Here is a 15,866-nt window from a genome sequence, read left to right as displayed (position 1 = left end):
CAACCTTAAAGAGCCCGATTTTGAAAGGCAAGGTGGCGCGAGCCGCCGCCCGATACGGTAAGGTATTGCGATTCAACTACTTCATGGGGCTCGATCGGCCCTGGGACGGAGGCGGCGCCTGACCTCTTGCGCGCGGCCGCCCTCTCGGCATGATGACGCTCCGACATAACGCAACCGAGCAGGATGACTGATCGATGACCTTGATGTGGATAGCGCTGCTACCCCTTCTCGGCGTGCTGGTGCCGGCCTTCGGCGCCGGACTGAGACGCCGGGAATGCTCCCTGGCCACCGCCGCCCTGCCCGCCCTGGCATTGCTGCTGATGCTGGCGGAAATCCCCGCCCTGCTCGACGGCGAGACGCTGCGTTTCGCCATCGACTGGATCCCCTCACTGGGCCTGGAGCTGGCCTTCAGGCTGGACGGCCTGTCGCTGCTGTTCAACCTGCTGATCCTGGGGATCGGCCTGCTGATCCTGCTCTACGCCCATTACTATCTGGATCCGGACGAACCCTACGGGCGCTTCTACGCCTATCTGATCCTGTTCATGGCTTCCATGGTCGGCATCGCGATGTCCGACAACCTGTTGCTGCTGTGGATCTTCTGGGAACTGACCAGCCTCTCGTCCTTCCTGCTGATCGGTTTCTGGTCGCACCGCAGCGATGCCCGCAAGGGCGCGCGCATGGCGCTGACGATCACTGGCGCCGGCGGCCTGGCGCTGCTGGCCGGTTTCCTGCTGATCGGCGATATCGTCGGCAGCTACGACCTGGACACCGTGCTGGCCAGCGGCGAGACCATCCTCGCCGATCCGCGCTACCCGCTGACCCTGGCGCTGGTGCTGCTCGGCGCCTTCGCCAAGTCGGCCCAGTTCCCCTTCCACTTCTGGCTGCCCCACGCCATGGCCGCGCCGACGCCGGTCTCGGCCTATCTGCACTCGGCGACCATGGTCAAGGCAGGCATCTTCCTGATGGCGCGCCTGCACCCGGCGCTGGCCGGCAGCGAGCTGTGGACCCTGACGGTCTCGCTGGTCGGCATGACCACCATGCTCTATGGCGCCTGGTTCGCGCTGATGAAGACCGACCTCAAGGGCATCCTGGCGTTCTCCACCGTCAGCCACCTGGGCCTGATCACGGTGCTGCTGGGCATCGGCAGCCCGATGGCGGTGCTGGCGGCGCTGTTCCACATCATCAACCACGCCACCTTCAAGGCGGCGCTGTTCATGGGGGCGGGCATCATCGACCACGAGACCGGCACCCGTGAGCTGTCGCACCTCGGCGGGCTGCGCCGCGCCATGCCGCTGACCGCCGTGCTGACCACGATCACCGGCGCGGCCATGGCCGGCGTGCCGCTGTTCAACGGCTTCCTGTCCAAGGAGATGCTGTTCGCCGAGACCCTGGACACCCCGGTCCTCGGCGGGCTGAGCGGGCTGATGCCGCTGCTGGCGACCGCCGGCGGCGTGCTCTCGGTGGCCTACTCGCTGCGCCTGGTGCACGCGGTGTTCTTCAAGACGCCGAAGCAGGCGCCGCCCAAGGCGCCCCATGAGCCGCCGCGACTGATGAGCGCCCCGATGGCGCTGCTGGCCATGCTGTGCGTGCTGGTCGGCCTGTTCCCCTCGGCGCTGGCCGGCGGCCTGCTCGACCTGGCCAGCCGCGCGGTGCTGCTCGCCCCGCTGGAATTCCACCTGGCGATCTGGCACGGCTTCAACCTGCCGCTGGCGATGAGCGCCGTGGCGCTGCTCGTCGGCGTGGGGCTCTATGCCGCCCACTCGCACCTGCGCCGCTTCCTGCGCGGCTTCAAGCCGGTGGACGCGCGACTGGTGTTCGAGGCCGCCGTGCAGCGCACGGCGAACCGCTCGGAGTCGCTGCTGTCACGCCTCGACAACGCCTCGCTGCAGCGCTACGTGGGCCTGCTGCTGCTGGTCTCGCTGGCGTTCATCGCGCTCGGCCTCGGCAAGATGCCGAGCCTGGCAGGCGACCGGCCCGAGCAGGCGGTGGACGGCATACTGATGACCGGCGCGGCGCTGCTGATCTTCAGCGGCCTGGCCACCGTGGTCACCCACCGCTACCGCCTGATCTCGCTGCTGATGCTGTCGATGGTGGGCCTGCTGGTCTCGCTGACCTTCGCCCGCTTCTCCGCCCCCGACCTGGCCCTGACCCAACTCTCGGTGGAGGTGGTGACCATCATCCTGCTGATGCTGGCGCTGTTCTTCCTGCCCCAGAAGACGCCGCGCGAGTCCTCGATGCCGCGCAACCTGCGCGACATCGCCCTGGCCGGCGCCCTGGGCATGACCATCGCCAGTCTCAACTACGCGGTGCTGACCCGCGACAACGCCAGCATCTCGGGCTTCTTCCTCGACAACAGCGTCTCCGGCGGCGGCGGCCACAACGTGGTCAACGTCATCCTGGTCGACTTCCGCGGCTTCGATACCCTGGGCGAGATCACCGTGCTGGCCATCGCCGGCCTGGCGATCTTCAAGCTGCTCAATCGCCTGCGCCTGTTCATGCCGCACAGTGATACCGAGGGCCGGCTGTGGTGCCCGGATCGCTACCCGATGATCCTGACCACCATCTCCCAGGCGCTGCTGCCGCTGGCGCTGCTGGTGTCCGCCTTCATCTTCCTGCGCGGCCACAACCTGCCCGGCGGTGGCTTCATCGCCGGCCTGATCACCGCCGTGGCGCTGATCCTGCTGCTGATCGCCCGCGGCGTGGAATGGGCCCAGGCGCGACTCGACTTCCCCTATCAGCCGGTGGCCATCGCCGGCGTCGGGCTGGCGACCCTGACGGGCGTGGGCAGCTGGCTGTTCGGCTACCCCTTCCTGACCTCGTCCTTCGGTCACTTCCATCTGCCGTTGATCGGCGACTTCGAGCTGGCCACGGCGATGATCTTCGACCTCGGCGTCTATCTGGCCGTGGTCGGGGCAACGCTGATGATCCTGGCCAACCTCGGCAAGGTCACCACGCTCCACCGGCCGGGCAAGGACGACGCGCCCTCCACCTCCAGCGGCAAGGAGAAACGCTGATGGAAAGCCTCTATGCCATCACCACCGGCGTGCTCAGCGCCTGTGGCCTCTATCTGATCCTGCGGGGCCGGACCTTCCCCGTGGTAGTGGGACTGACCCTGCTGTCCTACGCGGTCAACCTGTTCCTGTTCTCGATGGGCGGGCTGTCCACCCACGGCGCGGCCATCGTCGACGGCAAGACCACCTACGCCGATCCGCTGCCCCAGGCGCTGGTGCTGACCGCGATCGTCATCGGCTTCGCCATGACCGCCTTCGCGGTGATCCTGGCGATGCGCGCCCGGGGCGACATGGGTAACGACCACGTCGACGGCGGCCGCGGTCGCGACGATCGAGAGGAGAACCGTCGATGAGTCCCCACCTGATCGTGCTTCCCGTCGTGCTGCCGCTGATCGCCGGCGTGCTGCTGCTACGCACGCGCCACGGCAGCCCGCGCACCAAGCGCTGGCTCGGCGTCGGGGCCACCCTGGCGCTGGTCGCGGTCTCGGCGCTGCTGGTCGACCGGGCCGCCGGCGGAGAGATCGCCTACTACGCGCTGGGCGACTGGCAGCCGCCGTTCGGCATCGTGCTGGTGCTCGACCGCCTCTCGGCGCTGATGGTGATGCTGACCTCGGTGCTGGCCCTGGGCTGCGTGATCTTCGCCTGCGGCGGCGACGACGAGCAGGGCAGCAACTTCCACGGCCTCTTCCAGCTCCAGCTGATGGGCATCAACGGCGCCTTCCTGACCGGCGACCTGTTCAACCTGTTCGTGTTCTTCGAGGTGCTGCTGCTGGCCTCCTACGCCCTGCTGCTGCACGGCGGCGGCAAGTCGCGCACCCAGGCCGCCGTGCACTACGTGGTGCTCAACCTGGCCGGCTCGTCGCTGTTCCTGATCGCCGTCGGCACCCTCTACGGCGCCACCGGCACCCTGAACATGGCCGACATGGCGGCCCGCATCGCCGAGCTGCCCGCCGAGCGCAGCGGCCTGGTGACCGCCGGCGCCCTGCTGCTGCTGGTGGTGTTCGGCCTCAAGGCCGCCATCCTGCCGCTGTACTTCTGGCTGCCGCGGGCCTACGCGGCAGCGCCGGCCCCGGTGGCGGCGCTGTTCGCCATCATGACCAAGGTCGGCATCTACGCCATCCTGCGGGTCTATTCGCTGGTCTTCGGCGAGCAGGCCGGCAGCCTGGCCGCCCTGCAGCAGCCCTGGGTGTGGTGGCTGGCGCTGGCGACCCTGGCCGTGGCGACCCTCGGCGTGCTGGCCGCCCGCGACCTGCGCCTGCTGATGGCCTATCTGGTGCTGGTCTCGGTGGGCACCCTGCTGGCCGGCGTCGGCATGGGCACGGTCGAGGCCACGTCCTCGCTGCTCTACTACCTGGTCCACAGCACCCTGGTCACCGGCGGCCTGTTCCTGCTGGCCGAGATGATCGGCCTGCAGCGCGGCAAGGCCGGGACACGCATCGTCCGCGGCCGGCCGCTGACCCAGGGTGGCGCGCTCTCGATGCTGTTCCTGGCCGGTGCCGTGGCGGTGGCCGGCCTGCCACCGCTGTCCGGCGCCATCGGCAAGGCGCTGCTGCTGGACGCCGCCACCGCCGAGCAGCAGCCGTGGCTGTGGCCGCTGCTGCTGGCGAGCGGCCTGGGCGCCATCATCGCCCTGTCGCGGGCCGGCTCGACGCTGTTCTGGCGCAGCCAGAAGGGCGAGCGCGACGGCGAGCCGCTGCCCCGCCAGCACTGGATCGGCGTGTCCCTGCTGCTGGCCACCTCGCCGCTGCTGGTGGCGCTGGCCGGACCGGTCAGCGACTACACCCAGGCCGCCGCCGAGCAGCTGGCCGATCCCGATGCCATGGTTCGCACCCTGCTCCCCGACGCTGGAGACGCCTCATGATCCGTCCTCGTTCCTGGCTGCCGATCCCGATGCTGTCGCTGCTGCTGCTGGTGGTGTGGCTGCTGCTGGTGCGCAGCCTGGCCTTCGGTCAGTTCCTGCTGGGCGGCGCCCTGGCCATCGCCATCCCGCTGCTCACCTACCGCTTCTGGGACGTGCAGCCCAACGTCAAGCGCCCCGGGCTGCTGCTGCGCTACGTGCTGCGAGTGCTGGGCGACATCGTGGTCGCCAACTTCGAGGTCGCCTGGCTGATCCTCAACCCGCGTCAGCGTACGCACCCCCACTTCGTGGAGTATCCGCTGATGCTGGAGGAGCGCTTCACCATCACCCTGCTGGCCAGCACCATCAGCCTGACCCCGGGCACGGTGTCGGCCAACGTGCGCATGGACGGCAAGACGCTGCTGATCCACGCCCTGGACGCGGAGGATGACGAGGCGCTGATCGAACAGATCCGCGAACGCTACGAGCGCCCGCTCAAGGAGATCTACGAATGCTAGACATCGCGCTGAAGATCAGCCTGACGCTGGTGATGCTGGCCCTGCTGCTGAACACCTTCCGCCTGACGGTGGGGCCCAGCCTGCCCGACCGCATCCTGGCGCTGGATACCATGTACGTGAACTCCATCGCCCTGATCGTGCTGCTCGGCCTGTGGCTCGGCACCAAGACCTACTTCGAGGCGGCGGTGCTGATCGCCATGCTCGGTTTCATCAGTACCGTGGCGGTCTGCAAGTACCTGCTGCGCGGCGACATCATCGAATAGGAGGGTCCGGCATGACGTTCTACGTGATTCTCGAGGGAGTCATCTCGCTGTTCCTGATCGCCGGCGGGGCCTTCGCCTTCATCGGCTCGCTGGGCATGGCGCACCTGCGTGACTTCTACATGCGCCTGCACGGGCCGACCAAGGCCACCACCATGGGCATCGGCTGCACCCTGGTGGCCTCGATGCTCTACTTCGGCATCGCCGACAGCGAGCCGGTGGTGCAGGAAATCCTGATCGCCCTGTTCCTGTTCATCACCGCCCCGGTAAGCGCTCACTTGCTGGCCAAGACCGGCCTGCACCTGCAGCTCAAGTACGTCGACAAGACCCGCGGCCATCCCGTGGAGCTTCAGGAGGAAGAGGTCGGCCAGACGCCGGTGCCCCACGGCTCCCCCCCCGAGCGTGACCCCATCACCCTCGACAAGCGCCCGAACAGGCACTGAGACACGCCTCTCGGCAACGCGCCCTGCAACGAGAAAGGCGGCCCACCGGGCCGCCTTTCTCTTATGCGAATGTCACGAGGGCGCGAACGCCTCGAGGGGCGGCGCTACAGCCAGCCCGAGAGCTCCTGACGGGCGATGGCCTCCAGCGCATCGACGTGGTCCTCGCGGGCATTCAGGCACGGCACATAGGTAAAGGTCTCGCCGCCAGCCTCGAGGAAGGCGGCGCGGATCTCCTGCTGGACCTCCTCCAGGGTCTCCACGCAGTCGGCGGAGAAGGCCGGCGAGATCACCGCGATGTGCTTGCGCCCCTCGCGAGCCAGCTCGGCGACGCGCTCGACGGTGGCCGGCCCCACCCATTCCTCCGGCCCGAACTTGGACTGGAAGGTGGTCTCGATCGCCTCGTCGGACATCGCCAGCTGCTCCTGGAGCAGCCGGGTGGTCTGATGGCAGTGGCAGTAGTAGGGATCGCCATCGTCGAGGTAGCGCTTGGGCACGCCGTGATAAGAGGCCACCAGCACCTCCGGGGTCGACTCGGCGGCCTCATAGGCCTCGCGTACCGAGGCGGAAAGCGCCTCGAGATAGGCCGGATGCCGGTAATAGGCGGGCACGGTGCGGATCGCCGGCTGCCACTTGAGGCGCATCAGGGTGCGGAAGGCCTGGTCGTTGGCGGTGGCGGTGGTCGGCGAGCCGTACTGGGGGTAGAGCGGGAAGAACAGGATGCGCTCGCAGCCGCGCGCCTGGAGGCGGCGCAGCACGCTGTCGGTGGAGGGGTTGCCGTAGCGCATGCAGAAGTCCACCTCGACCCGGTCGCCATAGGCCGCCTCGAGCCGCTCCGACACCCGGGCGGTCTGTTCACGGGTGATGGTCAGCAGCGGGCTCTCGTCGAGCTCCTGGTTCCAGATGCTGCGGTAGGCCGCGCCGGAAATGAACGGCCGACGGGCGAGGATCACCAGCTGCAGCAGCGGCTGCCACAGCCAGCGCGAATAATCGACGACCCGGCGATCGGAGAGGAACTCGCCGAGGTAGCGGCGCATCGACCAGTAGTCGGTGGCATCCGGCGTGCCGAGGTTGACCAGCACCACGCCGACCTTCGCCCGAGGCAGCGTGGGATGATCGGCGGGCGCGTGCCGAAGCCGTCCCTCTCCCGGTGAGTCCTGCTCGGCATCGGATGAGTGCTCGAAGGCTGCCATGGCGCGCGTTCCCCGTGATCGACATGAGACGAAACTGATAGGCCTAGCCTACCACTGCGGGCATTCGGGCGAAATATGGTTATACTATTGAAGATATTTGTACAACTTATGGTGAACAATGTCCCGTCCCCTGATCCTGGTGCTCGGCGACCAGCTCAGCCATGACCTGCCGAGCCTGCGTGAGGCGCCCCCGGAGGCGGTCATCGCCCTGTGCGAGGTCGCCGAGGAAGGCCGCTACGTGCCCCATCACCCGCAGAAGATCGCCCTGATCCTGGCCGCCATGCGTCATTTCGCCGCCGACCTGCGCGACCGCGGCCTGCGCGTGCACTACAGCGCCCTGGACGACCCGGACAATGCCCAGACGCTGCTCGACGAGGCCGAGCGCCTGGCGCGGCTCTACGAGTGCGACGAGATCCGCGCCGTGCGCCCCGGCGAGTGGCGCCTGTGGCAGGCCATGGGTGAGCGCGCTCACGCCGCCCTGCCCTGGCGCCTGATGGAGGACGATCGCTTCTATGCCACGCCGGAGGATTTCGCCGCCTGGGAGAAGGGACGCAAATCGCCGCGGCTGGAGTATTTCTACCGCGAGATGCGCCGGCGCACCGGCCTGCTGATGGAGGGCGACGAGCCCGCCGGCGGCCGCTGGAACTACGACCACGACAACCGCGAGCCGCTGCCCGAACGCCTCGAGGTGCCCGCCCCACCGCGTCATCGTCGGGATGACGTCACCCGCGAGGTCATGACGCTGGTGGAGGAGCACTTCGGCGATCACTTCGGCGACCTCGCGGGCTTCCACTGGCCGGTGACCCGGCGCCAGGCGCTGGCCGATCTGCGCCACTTCCTCGCCGAGCTGCTGCCCGACTTCGGCCGCTGGCAGGACGCCATCAGCGACGAGGCCCCCTTCCTGTTCCACTCGCGGCTGTCGGCGGCGCTGAACCTCGGCCTGCTCTCGCCCCGGGAGGTGTGCGAGGGCGCCGAGCGCGAGTATCGCGAGGGGCGCGCGCCGCTCAACTCGGTGGAGGGCTTCATTCGCCAGATACTGGGCTGGCGGGAATACGTCCGCGGCCTCTACTGGACACGCATGCCCGACTACAAGCGCGCCAACGCCCTGGGGGCGAATCGCGGCCTGCCGGCCTTCTACTGGAGCGGCGACACCGAGCTTCGCTGCCTCCGGCGCGCCATCGAGATGACCCGCGACAACGCCTACGCGCATCACATCCAGCGGCTGATGGTCACCGGCAACTTCGCGCTGCTGTGCGACGTGGCCCCGTCGGCGCTGTGCGACTGGTACCTGGCGGTCTATGCCGACGCCTGCGAGTGGGTGGAGCTGCCCAACACCCTGGGCATGGTGCTGCACGGCGACGGCGGCCTGATGGGCTCCAAGCCCTACTGCGCCTCGGGCAAGTACATCGATCGCATGTCGGACCATTGCCGGCACTGCCGCTTCGACCCGAAGCGGGTCGTCGGCGACGACGCCTGCCCGCTCAACAGCCTCTACTGGCGCTTCCTCGAGACCCACCGCGACGCGCTGTCGGGCAATCATCGCATGAAGCTGATCTATGGCTCGCTGGATCGCATGTCGGACGACAAGCGCACGGCCATGCGGGCCCAGGCCGAGGCCTTCCTGGCCGGGCTCGAGACCGAACCGGCCTATGGTCGAGGCGTGCACCGGGCCGGCTACCACCCCGCCTGAGCCTCGGACGCACGGCCTTGCCCGGTTCCGCGGAGGCACTGCAGGTGCAACCCACGCGCCACCGACGCCACACGAGTCGGCCCAGGCCACTGGGGAAGGCACGACACACTAGCGATTCCTCAGGCAACGGCTTAGCCTGACGGTCATTGACTTGGCGATCTCACCAGAGGGGCCTCGCATAACCACGATGCTCTGTCGCTTGCGCCCCCCGTGAGTGGCTCACCCCATCCGCCCGTCACTCGGACACGTCCATGACCGCAACTCCAGACAACGATCACCGGACCAGGGAGCCGAGCGCTGCGCCTCGGCCCAACACCATTCCCAAATGGATCGGCGTGGGCCTGTTCATTTACCTGTCCATCTTCGCGCTCAGCTACTCGCAGATGTTCATCGTCCCCGTCGTACTGGCCTTCCTGCTGTCGATGGTATTCAGCCCGGTCAGGCGAGGGTTTGATCGATTCGGCATCTCGCAGGGCCTGTCGGCGATCCTCATCGTGAGCGCCTTGCTCGTCGGCCTGTTCGCGATCGCGGCCACTCTGGCGGTGCCGGTCAATGGCTGGATCAATGACGCCCCGCAGATCGAACGAAAAATAGAATATCGGATGAACGAGATATCGGGGCCGTTCAGTGACCTGTTTGCCGCCAAGGAGAGGCTCGACGATATTGCGGATTCCGACGCTTCGGATACTCAGAAGGTGGAGGTGGAATCGCAAGACAACAGGCTCAGCAACAGGCTCGCATCCCTCATCCCTACCCTTTTCACCCAGTTCATCTTTACCATGGTGCTACTGTTGTTCCTGCTCGCTTCGGGTGACATGTTTTACGAAAAGATCGTGCATGTCATGCCCACTCTGCGCGACAAGAAACGGGCGATTCGCATCGTCTACAAGATCGAGCGCAAGCTGTCCCGCTATCTGTTGACCATCACCATCATCAATGCCGGACTGGGGATCGCCGTGGGCATGGCGATGTGGCTGCTGGGCATGCCAAGCCCGCTGAGTTTCGGCATCATCGCCTTCGTCTTCAACTTCGTCCCCTATCTCGGCGCCCTGGCGGGGATCATCATCGCGGCGGTGGTCGCCTTGGTGTCTCTGGGCGGGGTCGGCTGGCTGGCCATCGTGGTCGGCACCTACTTCCTGCTGACCACCCTCGAGGGGCAGGTCGTCACCCCCTATTTCGTCGGCCGAAGCCTGCGCGTCAATACCGTCGTGGTCTTTCTTGCCATCTCCTTCTTCGCCTGGCTGTGGTCCGTCGTCGGCATGATCGTCGCCGTACCGTTGCTGGTCGCGATAAAGACGCTGAGCGAGCACATCGACGGCCTGGAAGCGCTGGGACATTTTCTCAGCGAGCGTTATGCGGAACGGGAAGGCCCCAACCACGGCTCCGGTCAGAAGGGATAAGCCACAGCAGGAAGACCCGCCGTGTTGTCTGGCATGCTATCGGCGGGAAGCAGAACGCCCCGAGGCATCAGGAACTCGATCTATTGACGGGGGCGCCGAGGAGAAGCGGGAATATCTTGGTAGCCGCCCAGGACAGGCCCAGGGGCACGGAACAAGGGCGCGATGCGTGGTCTTCAAAAGACCAGCGGCATGCGCGAGCTGAGCGCGTCTTGGTAGTGCGCATCGCGGCCGATCATCTCGTCGTGCGCCACGTACTGCACCAGGTAGGCGCGATGGATGCCGGCGCGCTTGAGCTCGAGATAGACGTCGTCGAGGGCGCGGAAGAGCATCGGCTTGCCGCGCTGGGTCAGCAGATGGCGCTGGCCCTCGATGTCTTCCAGCTCGACCTGATAGACGCGGCTGCCGGCATGACTGATCACGCGGATCTCGAAGTTGTCGTGATGGGCCACGAAGGCCTTGAGGTCAGTGAAGTCCATGGTCCCTCCATCGGGATCTTTCAGGGTGAATGCTGACACAGTCTCATGCGGTCAGATGACATGCTGATGACGTTGTCGTATCGCCCTGAGACCGGTGGAGGGCACCGTGGGTTCCGCCCGGCGAGGACCGCCCGGCGTGAACGCCCCGCCGTCCGGCGACGTTACTGGTAATCGGAGGGATCGATCGCCTTGCCCAGCGAATTGCGGTCGACCCACTTGCCGGCCTTGGTCTCCTTGTAGCGGAACACCACCCGGTCGCCGACCGCCACCGGCAGCTCCGAGTCCTCGGTCTGGTAGCTGTAGTCCTCGCCGTCCACCACCAGCTGATAGCGGTAGAGGTCCGGCATGCCCAGCCATTCCTTGAACGGCCCTTCGCGTTCCACGGACTGCAATTCGCCGCGCGCCTCGAGTTTCGGGGTGCGACGCCGGTTACCGCGCTGAAATCCGCCTGCCATGGTGCTTCTCCAGTGTGTGTCTGCTGTTCGAGGGGTGGGGATTATACGGCGCCGATCGCCCCGCTCAAGGGGGTCACTCGCCGAAGGTATCGCCGTAGCTGTCGGGCGCCAGGTCCTCGAAGCGGGTGTACTTGCCGATGAAGGCCATGTGGACCGTGCCGATCGGCCCGTTACGCTGCTTGCCGATGATGAATTCGGCCAGCCCCTGGTTGTCGGGGTTATCCGGATTGTAGACCTCGTCACGGTAGACGAAGCCGATCAGGTCGGCGTCCTGCTCGATGGCGCCAGACTCACGCAGGTCCGACATCACCGGGCGCTTGTTGGGTCGCTGCTCCAGCGAGCGGTTGAGCTGCGACAGCGCCACCACCGGGCAGCCGAATTCCTTGGCCAGGCCCTTGAGCGAGCGCGAGATCTCCGAGATCTCGCCGGTACGGTTCTCGGAGAAGCCCGGCACCTGCATCAGCTGAAGATAGTCGATCATGATCAGCGCCAGGTTGCCGTGTTCGCGCACGATCCGGCGCACCCGCGAGCGCATCTCGTTGGGCGACAGCGCCGCGGTGTCGTCGATGAACAGCTGCTTGTCCTTCAGCAGGTTAACCGCCGAGGTCAGCCGCGGCCAGTCCTCGTCCTCGAGCTGGCCGGTCCGCACCCGGGTCTGGTCGATGCGCCCCAGCGACGAGAGCATGCGCAGCATGATCGACTCGCCGGGCATCTCCATGGAGAACACCACCACCGGCTTGTCGCTCGAGATCACCGCGTGCTCGACCAGGTTCATGGCGAAGGTGGTCTTGCCCATCGAGGGGCGCCCGGCGACGATCACCAGGTCCGAAGGCTGCAGGCCGGAGGTCATGTCGTCCAGGTCGCGGAACCCGGTCGACAGGCCGGTCATCTCGCCCTGCATGTTGAACATCTCGTCGATGCGATCCACCGCCTTGGCCAGCAGGTCGCTCATGCCAACGGGGCCGCCCTCCTTGGGCCGCTCCTCGCTGATCTGGAACACCAGCCGCTCGGCCTCGTTGACCAGCTCGTCGGCGGGCCGCCCCTGCGGCGCGAAGGCGCTCTCGGCGACCTGGTTGGCGGCGTGGATCAGCTTGCGCAGGGTGGCCCGCTCGCGAACGATATCGGCATAGGCGCGGATATTGCTGGCCGACGGCGTGTTGCGCGCCAGCTCCGCCAGCGTGGCCAGGCCGCCCACGGTCTCGAGCTGATCGCGCCCCTCCAGCGCCTCGGACAGGGTCACCACGTCCAGCGGACGCGCCTCCTCGGCCAGCGTCGCCATGACGTTGAAGATCAGACGATGCTCGTAGCGATAGAAGTCGTTGGCCACCAGCCGGTCGGCCACGCTGTCCCAGGCCTGGTTGTCGAGCATCAGCCCGCCGAGCACCGATTGCTCGGCCTCCAGCGAGTGGGGCGGCACCTTCAGCGCCGCGGTTTCCTGATCGAGCTCGAGGGATTCGTTCATAGGGGCAGGCACCTCCGCAACATGGGCCGACACATTCTACCTCGAAGGACGCCTGACGCAGCAGGCGGAGTGACGTGCCGCAGGCAAGCAAAAAAGGGCGCGAGGATTTCTCCTCGCGCCCCTGGCGTCCGCGGGGGAGTCGGGCTTATTCGGCCACGACCACCACGCGCACGGTGGCGTCGACTTCGGCGTGCAGGTGCAGCGCGATGTCGTATTCGCCGGTCTGACGGATCGGACCTTCCGGCATGCGGACTTCGCTCTTCTCTACCTCGAAGCCAGCGGAAGTGATGGCGTCGGCCAGGTCGCGCGGACCGATGGAACCGAACAGCTTGCCTTCGTCGCCGGCCTTGGCGACCAGAGACAGCTCGATGTCGTTGAGCTGTTCGGCGCGGGCTTCGGCTTCGGCCTTGCGCTCGGCGGCCTGAGCTTCGAGCTCGGCACGCTGGGCCTCGAAGGCTTCGATGTTGTCCTTGGTGGCCGGCACGGCGAGGCCGTAGGGCACCAGGTAGTTGCGGCCATAACCGGGCTTGACGGTGACCTGGTCACCCAGACCGCCCAGCTTGCCAATCTTGTCGAGCAGAATGACTTCCATCTCGTAAACCTCTTGTCAGTCGCTGCGGCCGAGTCGTCCGCGAATATCCACGAACGCGTCGATAAGGGCCGCAAGCAGCACGATGAGAATCATGGGCCAGGTGGTGATCAGCAACACATAGAAGGCGACCAGCCACAGCCCGTTCATTCCCTTCAATCCGATAACACCATGCACCAGCGCGATACCGGCCACCAGCAGTGGCACCCAGAGCATCAGGCCGAGGCCGGGCAGCACCAGCAGCGTGCCGATGACGAGAAACGCCATCAGCACCAGCAGTTCGCGGGGAGCCAGGCGCAGGGCGTGGAACTCCTCGCGGAAGCCGCCGGGGTTGTAGAGCCCCGCCTGCCAGTTCCTGGCCAAGGCCAGGCAGGCCACCGAGGCCAGCAGCACGATGAGCCCGGTGACGCCACCGATCAGCATCTCGGCGAGCCGTTCGGTCTCGAGCCCCTGGCGCGAGAGCTCGTCGAGCATCGAGGCGAACTCCGGCGACCCCTGGCGCAGCTGCTCCAGCAGGGGCCCCGTGCCACCCGGCGGCAGGAAGATGCCCAGCTGGATCATCGCCGCCCCGGCGAGGGCGCCGATCACCAGCGTTTCGCTCCAGCGCATGCGCGAACGCAGCACCACCGCCATCAGCGTGACCAGCAGGGTGCAGGCCAGCGGGATGACGTCGCCCCGGGTCCACCACCAGCCCGCCGGCAAGGCGGCGGCGATGATCACCGGCGTGGCCGGCGCCAGGCCGCGGCGCAGCGTGACCAGTCCGGCGATCGCCGCGCCCAGCCAGAACAGCCAGGGGACCAGCGTGGCCGCGGCCGCCCCGGCGACTGCCTGGGGCGTACCGCGCATCATCCAGCGGGCGACGGGCAGCATCACGCTTGCGTCTTACTGGTGGCTATCGGTGTAGGGCAGCAGCGCCAGGTAGCGAGCCCGCTTGATGGCGGTGGACAGCTGACGCTGGTAACGGGCCTTGGTCCCGGTGATGCGGCTGGGGACGATCTTGCCGGTCTCGGTGATGTAGGCCTTGAGGGTGTCCAGATCCTTGTAATCGATCTGCTTCACGCCTTCAGCGGTGAAACGGCAGAACTTGCGGCGACGGAAAAAGCGTGCCATGGGAAAGACTCCTTAGCGTGCGATGTGTGGCTTAGGCGGACTGGGCGGGACGTGACGGCTTCTCGTCACGACGGGCGCGCTTCTCTTCCGCCGGCTTCATCATCGGGGAAGCCTCGGTGACGGCTTCCTTGCAGCGCACGACCAGGCTGCGGATGATGGCGTCGTTGAAGCGGAAGATGTTCTCGATTTCCTCGAGAGTCTCGCCGCGGCACTCGACGTTCATCAGCACGTAGTGAGCCTTGTGGATCTTGTTGATCGGGTAGGCCAGGTGACGGCGACCCCAATCTTCGAGGCGATGCACGGTACCGCCGTTCTCGGTGACGATGCTGGTATAGCGCTCGACCATCGCCGGAACCTGCTCGCTCTGGTCCGGGTGGACCATGAACACGACTTCGTAATGACGCATGGGTTCTCCTTGCGGTTTGACAGCTTCCAGAGAGGCGTGAGGCCCCAGGGGAAGCAAGGAGGTGATTATCGAAATACACGATGCCCGTTCGTCGGACGAACGGGCGCCAGTATTCTAAAGAGTGAACGCCAGGTGCGCAAGCGCCCGGCCATCGTTCGCGGCGTCTCCGGCGCCGCTCACGCCGACGAGGTGCTGCCGCCCCGCTGCCGCACCGCCTCGAACAGGCCGATGCCGGTGGCGACCGAGACGTTGAGGCTGGAAACGCTGCCGGCCATGGGCAGCTTGACCAGCTGGTCGCAGGCCTCGCGGGTCAGCCGGCGCATGCCCTTGCCCTCGGCGCCCATCACCAGCGCCGTGGACCCGGCCAGATCGGCCTCGAACAGGCTCGCCTCGGCCTCGCCGGCGGTGCCGGTGACCCACACGCCGAGCTCCTTGAGCTTGCCCAACGCCCGGGCCAGGTTGGTGACCTGATAGACCGGCACGCTCTCGGCGGCGCCGCAGGCGACCTTGCGCACCGTGGCGTTGAGCGGCGCCGACTTGTCCTTGGGCACCACCACGCCGTGGGCACCGGCGGCGTCGGCGCTGCGCAGGCAGGCGCCGAAGTTGTGCACGTCGGTGACGCCGTCGAGCACCAGCAGCAGCGGTGCCTCGGTGTTCGACCAGCCCTGCAGGCGATGCCACAGCGCGGCCTCGGCCTCGAAGGCCAGCGGCGGGCAGAAGGCCACGATGCCCTGGTGGGCGGCGCCCTGGGCGAGGCGATCCAGGTCGTCACGGGGATGGGCACTGACCCGCGCGCCGCGCGCCCGGGCCAGGTCGACCAGCTCGGCGAGACGGCCGCCGGCCTCCCCTTCCTGCAGCCACAGCTCGCGCGGGGCCTCGCCGCGATCGAGCAGTGCCCGCACCGCGTGCACGCCGTAGACGGCGTCCAGGCCGTTCGGCATCCTGGGCCCGCGGCGCGGCGCGGGCTTCTTCTTCGCTTTCATCGACATCTCGGCTTTTCTCGACATCCCGGCATCGGC

17 protein-coding genes are annotated in these 15,866 nt (G+C 67.2%); 8 read left to right on the top strand and 9 right to left on the bottom strand.

What is annotated here, in order from left to right:
- Window positions 1–194: 194 nt before the first annotated feature.
- Genes ACGTNF_RS11555 through ACGTNF_RS11530 form a run of 6 tightly spaced genes read left to right on the top strand, consistent with a single transcriptional unit; the run spans window position 195 to window position 6,069 of the window.
- Window positions 195–3,014 (top strand): monovalent cation/H+ antiporter subunit A, encoded by a 2,820-nt coding sequence (locus ACGTNF_RS11555; RefSeq protein WP_394601847.1) that lies wholly within the window; start codon window positions 195–197, stop codon window positions 3,012–3,014.
- Window positions 3,014–3,364 carry a Na+/H+ antiporter subunit C gene (locus tag ACGTNF_RS11550; RefSeq protein WP_394601846.1) on the top strand — a complete coding sequence of 117 codons (351 nt, stop codon included), beginning with the start codon at window positions 3,014–3,016 and terminating at the stop codon, window positions 3,362–3,364. The genes ACGTNF_RS11555 and ACGTNF_RS11550 overlap by 1 nt, the downstream gene beginning before the upstream one ends.
- Window positions 3,361–4,872, top strand: coding sequence for a monovalent cation/H+ antiporter subunit D (locus ACGTNF_RS11545; protein WP_394601845.1), 1,512 nt, complete (start codon window positions 3,361–3,363; stop codon window positions 4,870–4,872). The genes ACGTNF_RS11550 and ACGTNF_RS11545 overlap by 4 nt, the downstream gene beginning before the upstream one ends.
- Complete coding sequence (locus ACGTNF_RS11540; RefSeq protein ID WP_394601844.1) at window positions 4,869–5,366, top strand: Na+/H+ antiporter subunit E; 498 nt, start codon at window positions 4,869–4,871, stop codon at window positions 5,364–5,366. The genes ACGTNF_RS11545 and ACGTNF_RS11540 overlap by 4 nt, the downstream gene beginning before the upstream one ends.
- Window positions 5,360–5,629 carry a K+/H+ antiporter subunit F gene (locus tag ACGTNF_RS11535; RefSeq protein WP_016853678.1) on the top strand — a complete coding sequence of 90 codons (270 nt, stop codon included), beginning with the start codon at window positions 5,360–5,362 and terminating at the stop codon, window positions 5,627–5,629. The genes ACGTNF_RS11540 and ACGTNF_RS11535 overlap by 7 nt, the downstream gene beginning before the upstream one ends.
- Before the next feature lie 11 nt (window positions 5,630–5,640).
- Entirely contained in the window at window positions 5,641–6,069 is a 429-nt protein-coding gene (locus ACGTNF_RS11530) for a Na+/H+ antiporter subunit G (protein WP_394601843.1), read from the top strand.
- A 104-nt stretch (window positions 6,070–6,173) separates the two neighbouring features.
- On the opposite strand, the gene hemH is transcribed toward ACGTNF_RS11530, so the two are convergent.
- Window positions 6,174–7,259 carry a ferrochelatase gene (gene hemH, locus ACGTNF_RS11525; protein ID WP_394601842.1) on the bottom strand — a complete coding sequence of 362 codons (1,086 nt, stop codon included), beginning with the start codon at window positions 7,257–7,259 and terminating at the stop codon, window positions 6,174–6,176.
- A 118-nt stretch (window positions 7,260–7,377) separates the two neighbouring features.
- On the opposite strand from hemH, the gene ACGTNF_RS11520 reads away from it, so the two are divergent.
- Window positions 7,378–8,949, top strand: coding sequence for a cryptochrome/photolyase family protein (locus ACGTNF_RS11520; protein WP_394601841.1), 1,572 nt, complete (start codon window positions 7,378–7,380; stop codon window positions 8,947–8,949).
- A gap of 251 nt (window positions 8,950–9,200) precedes the next feature.
- Entirely contained in the window at window positions 9,201–10,349 is a 1,149-nt protein-coding gene (locus ACGTNF_RS11515; RefSeq protein ID WP_394601840.1) for an AI-2E family transporter, read from the top strand.
- A 173-nt stretch (window positions 10,350–10,522) separates the two neighbouring features.
- Here the strand turns inward: ACGTNF_RS11515 and ACGTNF_RS11510 are convergent, their stop codons facing one another.
- From ACGTNF_RS11510 to rlmB, 8 genes are all read right to left on the bottom strand, one after another.
- Window positions 10,523–10,825 carry a DUF6482 family protein gene (locus tag ACGTNF_RS11510; RefSeq protein WP_394601839.1) on the bottom strand — a complete coding sequence of 101 codons (303 nt, stop codon included), beginning with the start codon at window positions 10,823–10,825 and terminating at the stop codon, window positions 10,523–10,525.
- Between the two features lie 161 nt (window positions 10,826–10,986).
- Window positions 10,987–11,280, bottom strand: a complete 294-nt coding sequence (locus ACGTNF_RS11505) for a hypothetical protein (RefSeq protein WP_026068270.1) — start codon at window positions 11,278–11,280, stop codon at window positions 10,987–10,989.
- Between the two features lie 73 nt (window positions 11,281–11,353).
- Window positions 11,354–12,742, bottom strand: a complete 1,389-nt coding sequence (dnaB, locus tag ACGTNF_RS11500) for a replicative DNA helicase (RefSeq protein ID WP_016853671.1) — start codon at window positions 12,740–12,742, stop codon at window positions 11,354–11,356.
- Between the two features lie 145 nt (window positions 12,743–12,887).
- Window positions 12,888–13,334 carry a 50S ribosomal protein L9 gene (rplI, locus tag ACGTNF_RS11495; RefSeq protein WP_016853670.1) on the bottom strand — a complete coding sequence of 149 codons (447 nt, stop codon included), beginning with the start codon at window positions 13,332–13,334 and terminating at the stop codon, window positions 12,888–12,890.
- A 15-nt stretch (window positions 13,335–13,349) separates the two neighbouring features.
- On the bottom strand, window positions 13,350–14,201 hold the full coding sequence (locus tag ACGTNF_RS11490; protein ID WP_394601940.1) for a YybS family protein: 852 nt from the start codon (window positions 14,199–14,201) through the stop codon (window positions 13,350–13,352).
- A gap of 12 nt (window positions 14,202–14,213) precedes the next feature.
- Entirely contained in the window at window positions 14,214–14,441 is a 228-nt protein-coding gene (gene rpsR, locus ACGTNF_RS11485) for a 30S ribosomal protein S18 (protein ID WP_016853668.1), read from the bottom strand.
- Between the two features lie 31 nt (window positions 14,442–14,472).
- Window positions 14,473–14,847 carry a 30S ribosomal protein S6 gene (rpsF, locus tag ACGTNF_RS11480; RefSeq protein ID WP_016853667.1) on the bottom strand — a complete coding sequence of 125 codons (375 nt, stop codon included), beginning with the start codon at window positions 14,845–14,847 and terminating at the stop codon, window positions 14,473–14,475.
- Between the two features lie 176 nt (window positions 14,848–15,023).
- Window positions 15,024–15,830, bottom strand: a complete 807-nt coding sequence (rlmB, locus tag ACGTNF_RS11475; protein WP_394601838.1) for a 23S rRNA (guanosine(2251)-2'-O)-methyltransferase RlmB — start codon at window positions 15,828–15,830, stop codon at window positions 15,024–15,026.
- Between the last annotated feature and the right edge of the window lie 36 nt (window positions 15,831–15,866).

The organism is Halomonas sp. B23F22_10 (assembly GCF_043496975.1).
GTDB classification, from domain to species: Bacteria; Pseudomonadota; Gammaproteobacteria; order Pseudomonadales; family Halomonadaceae; genus Halomonas; species Halomonas smyrnensis.
This window is presented reverse-complemented; position numbering and strand designations above follow the sequence as displayed.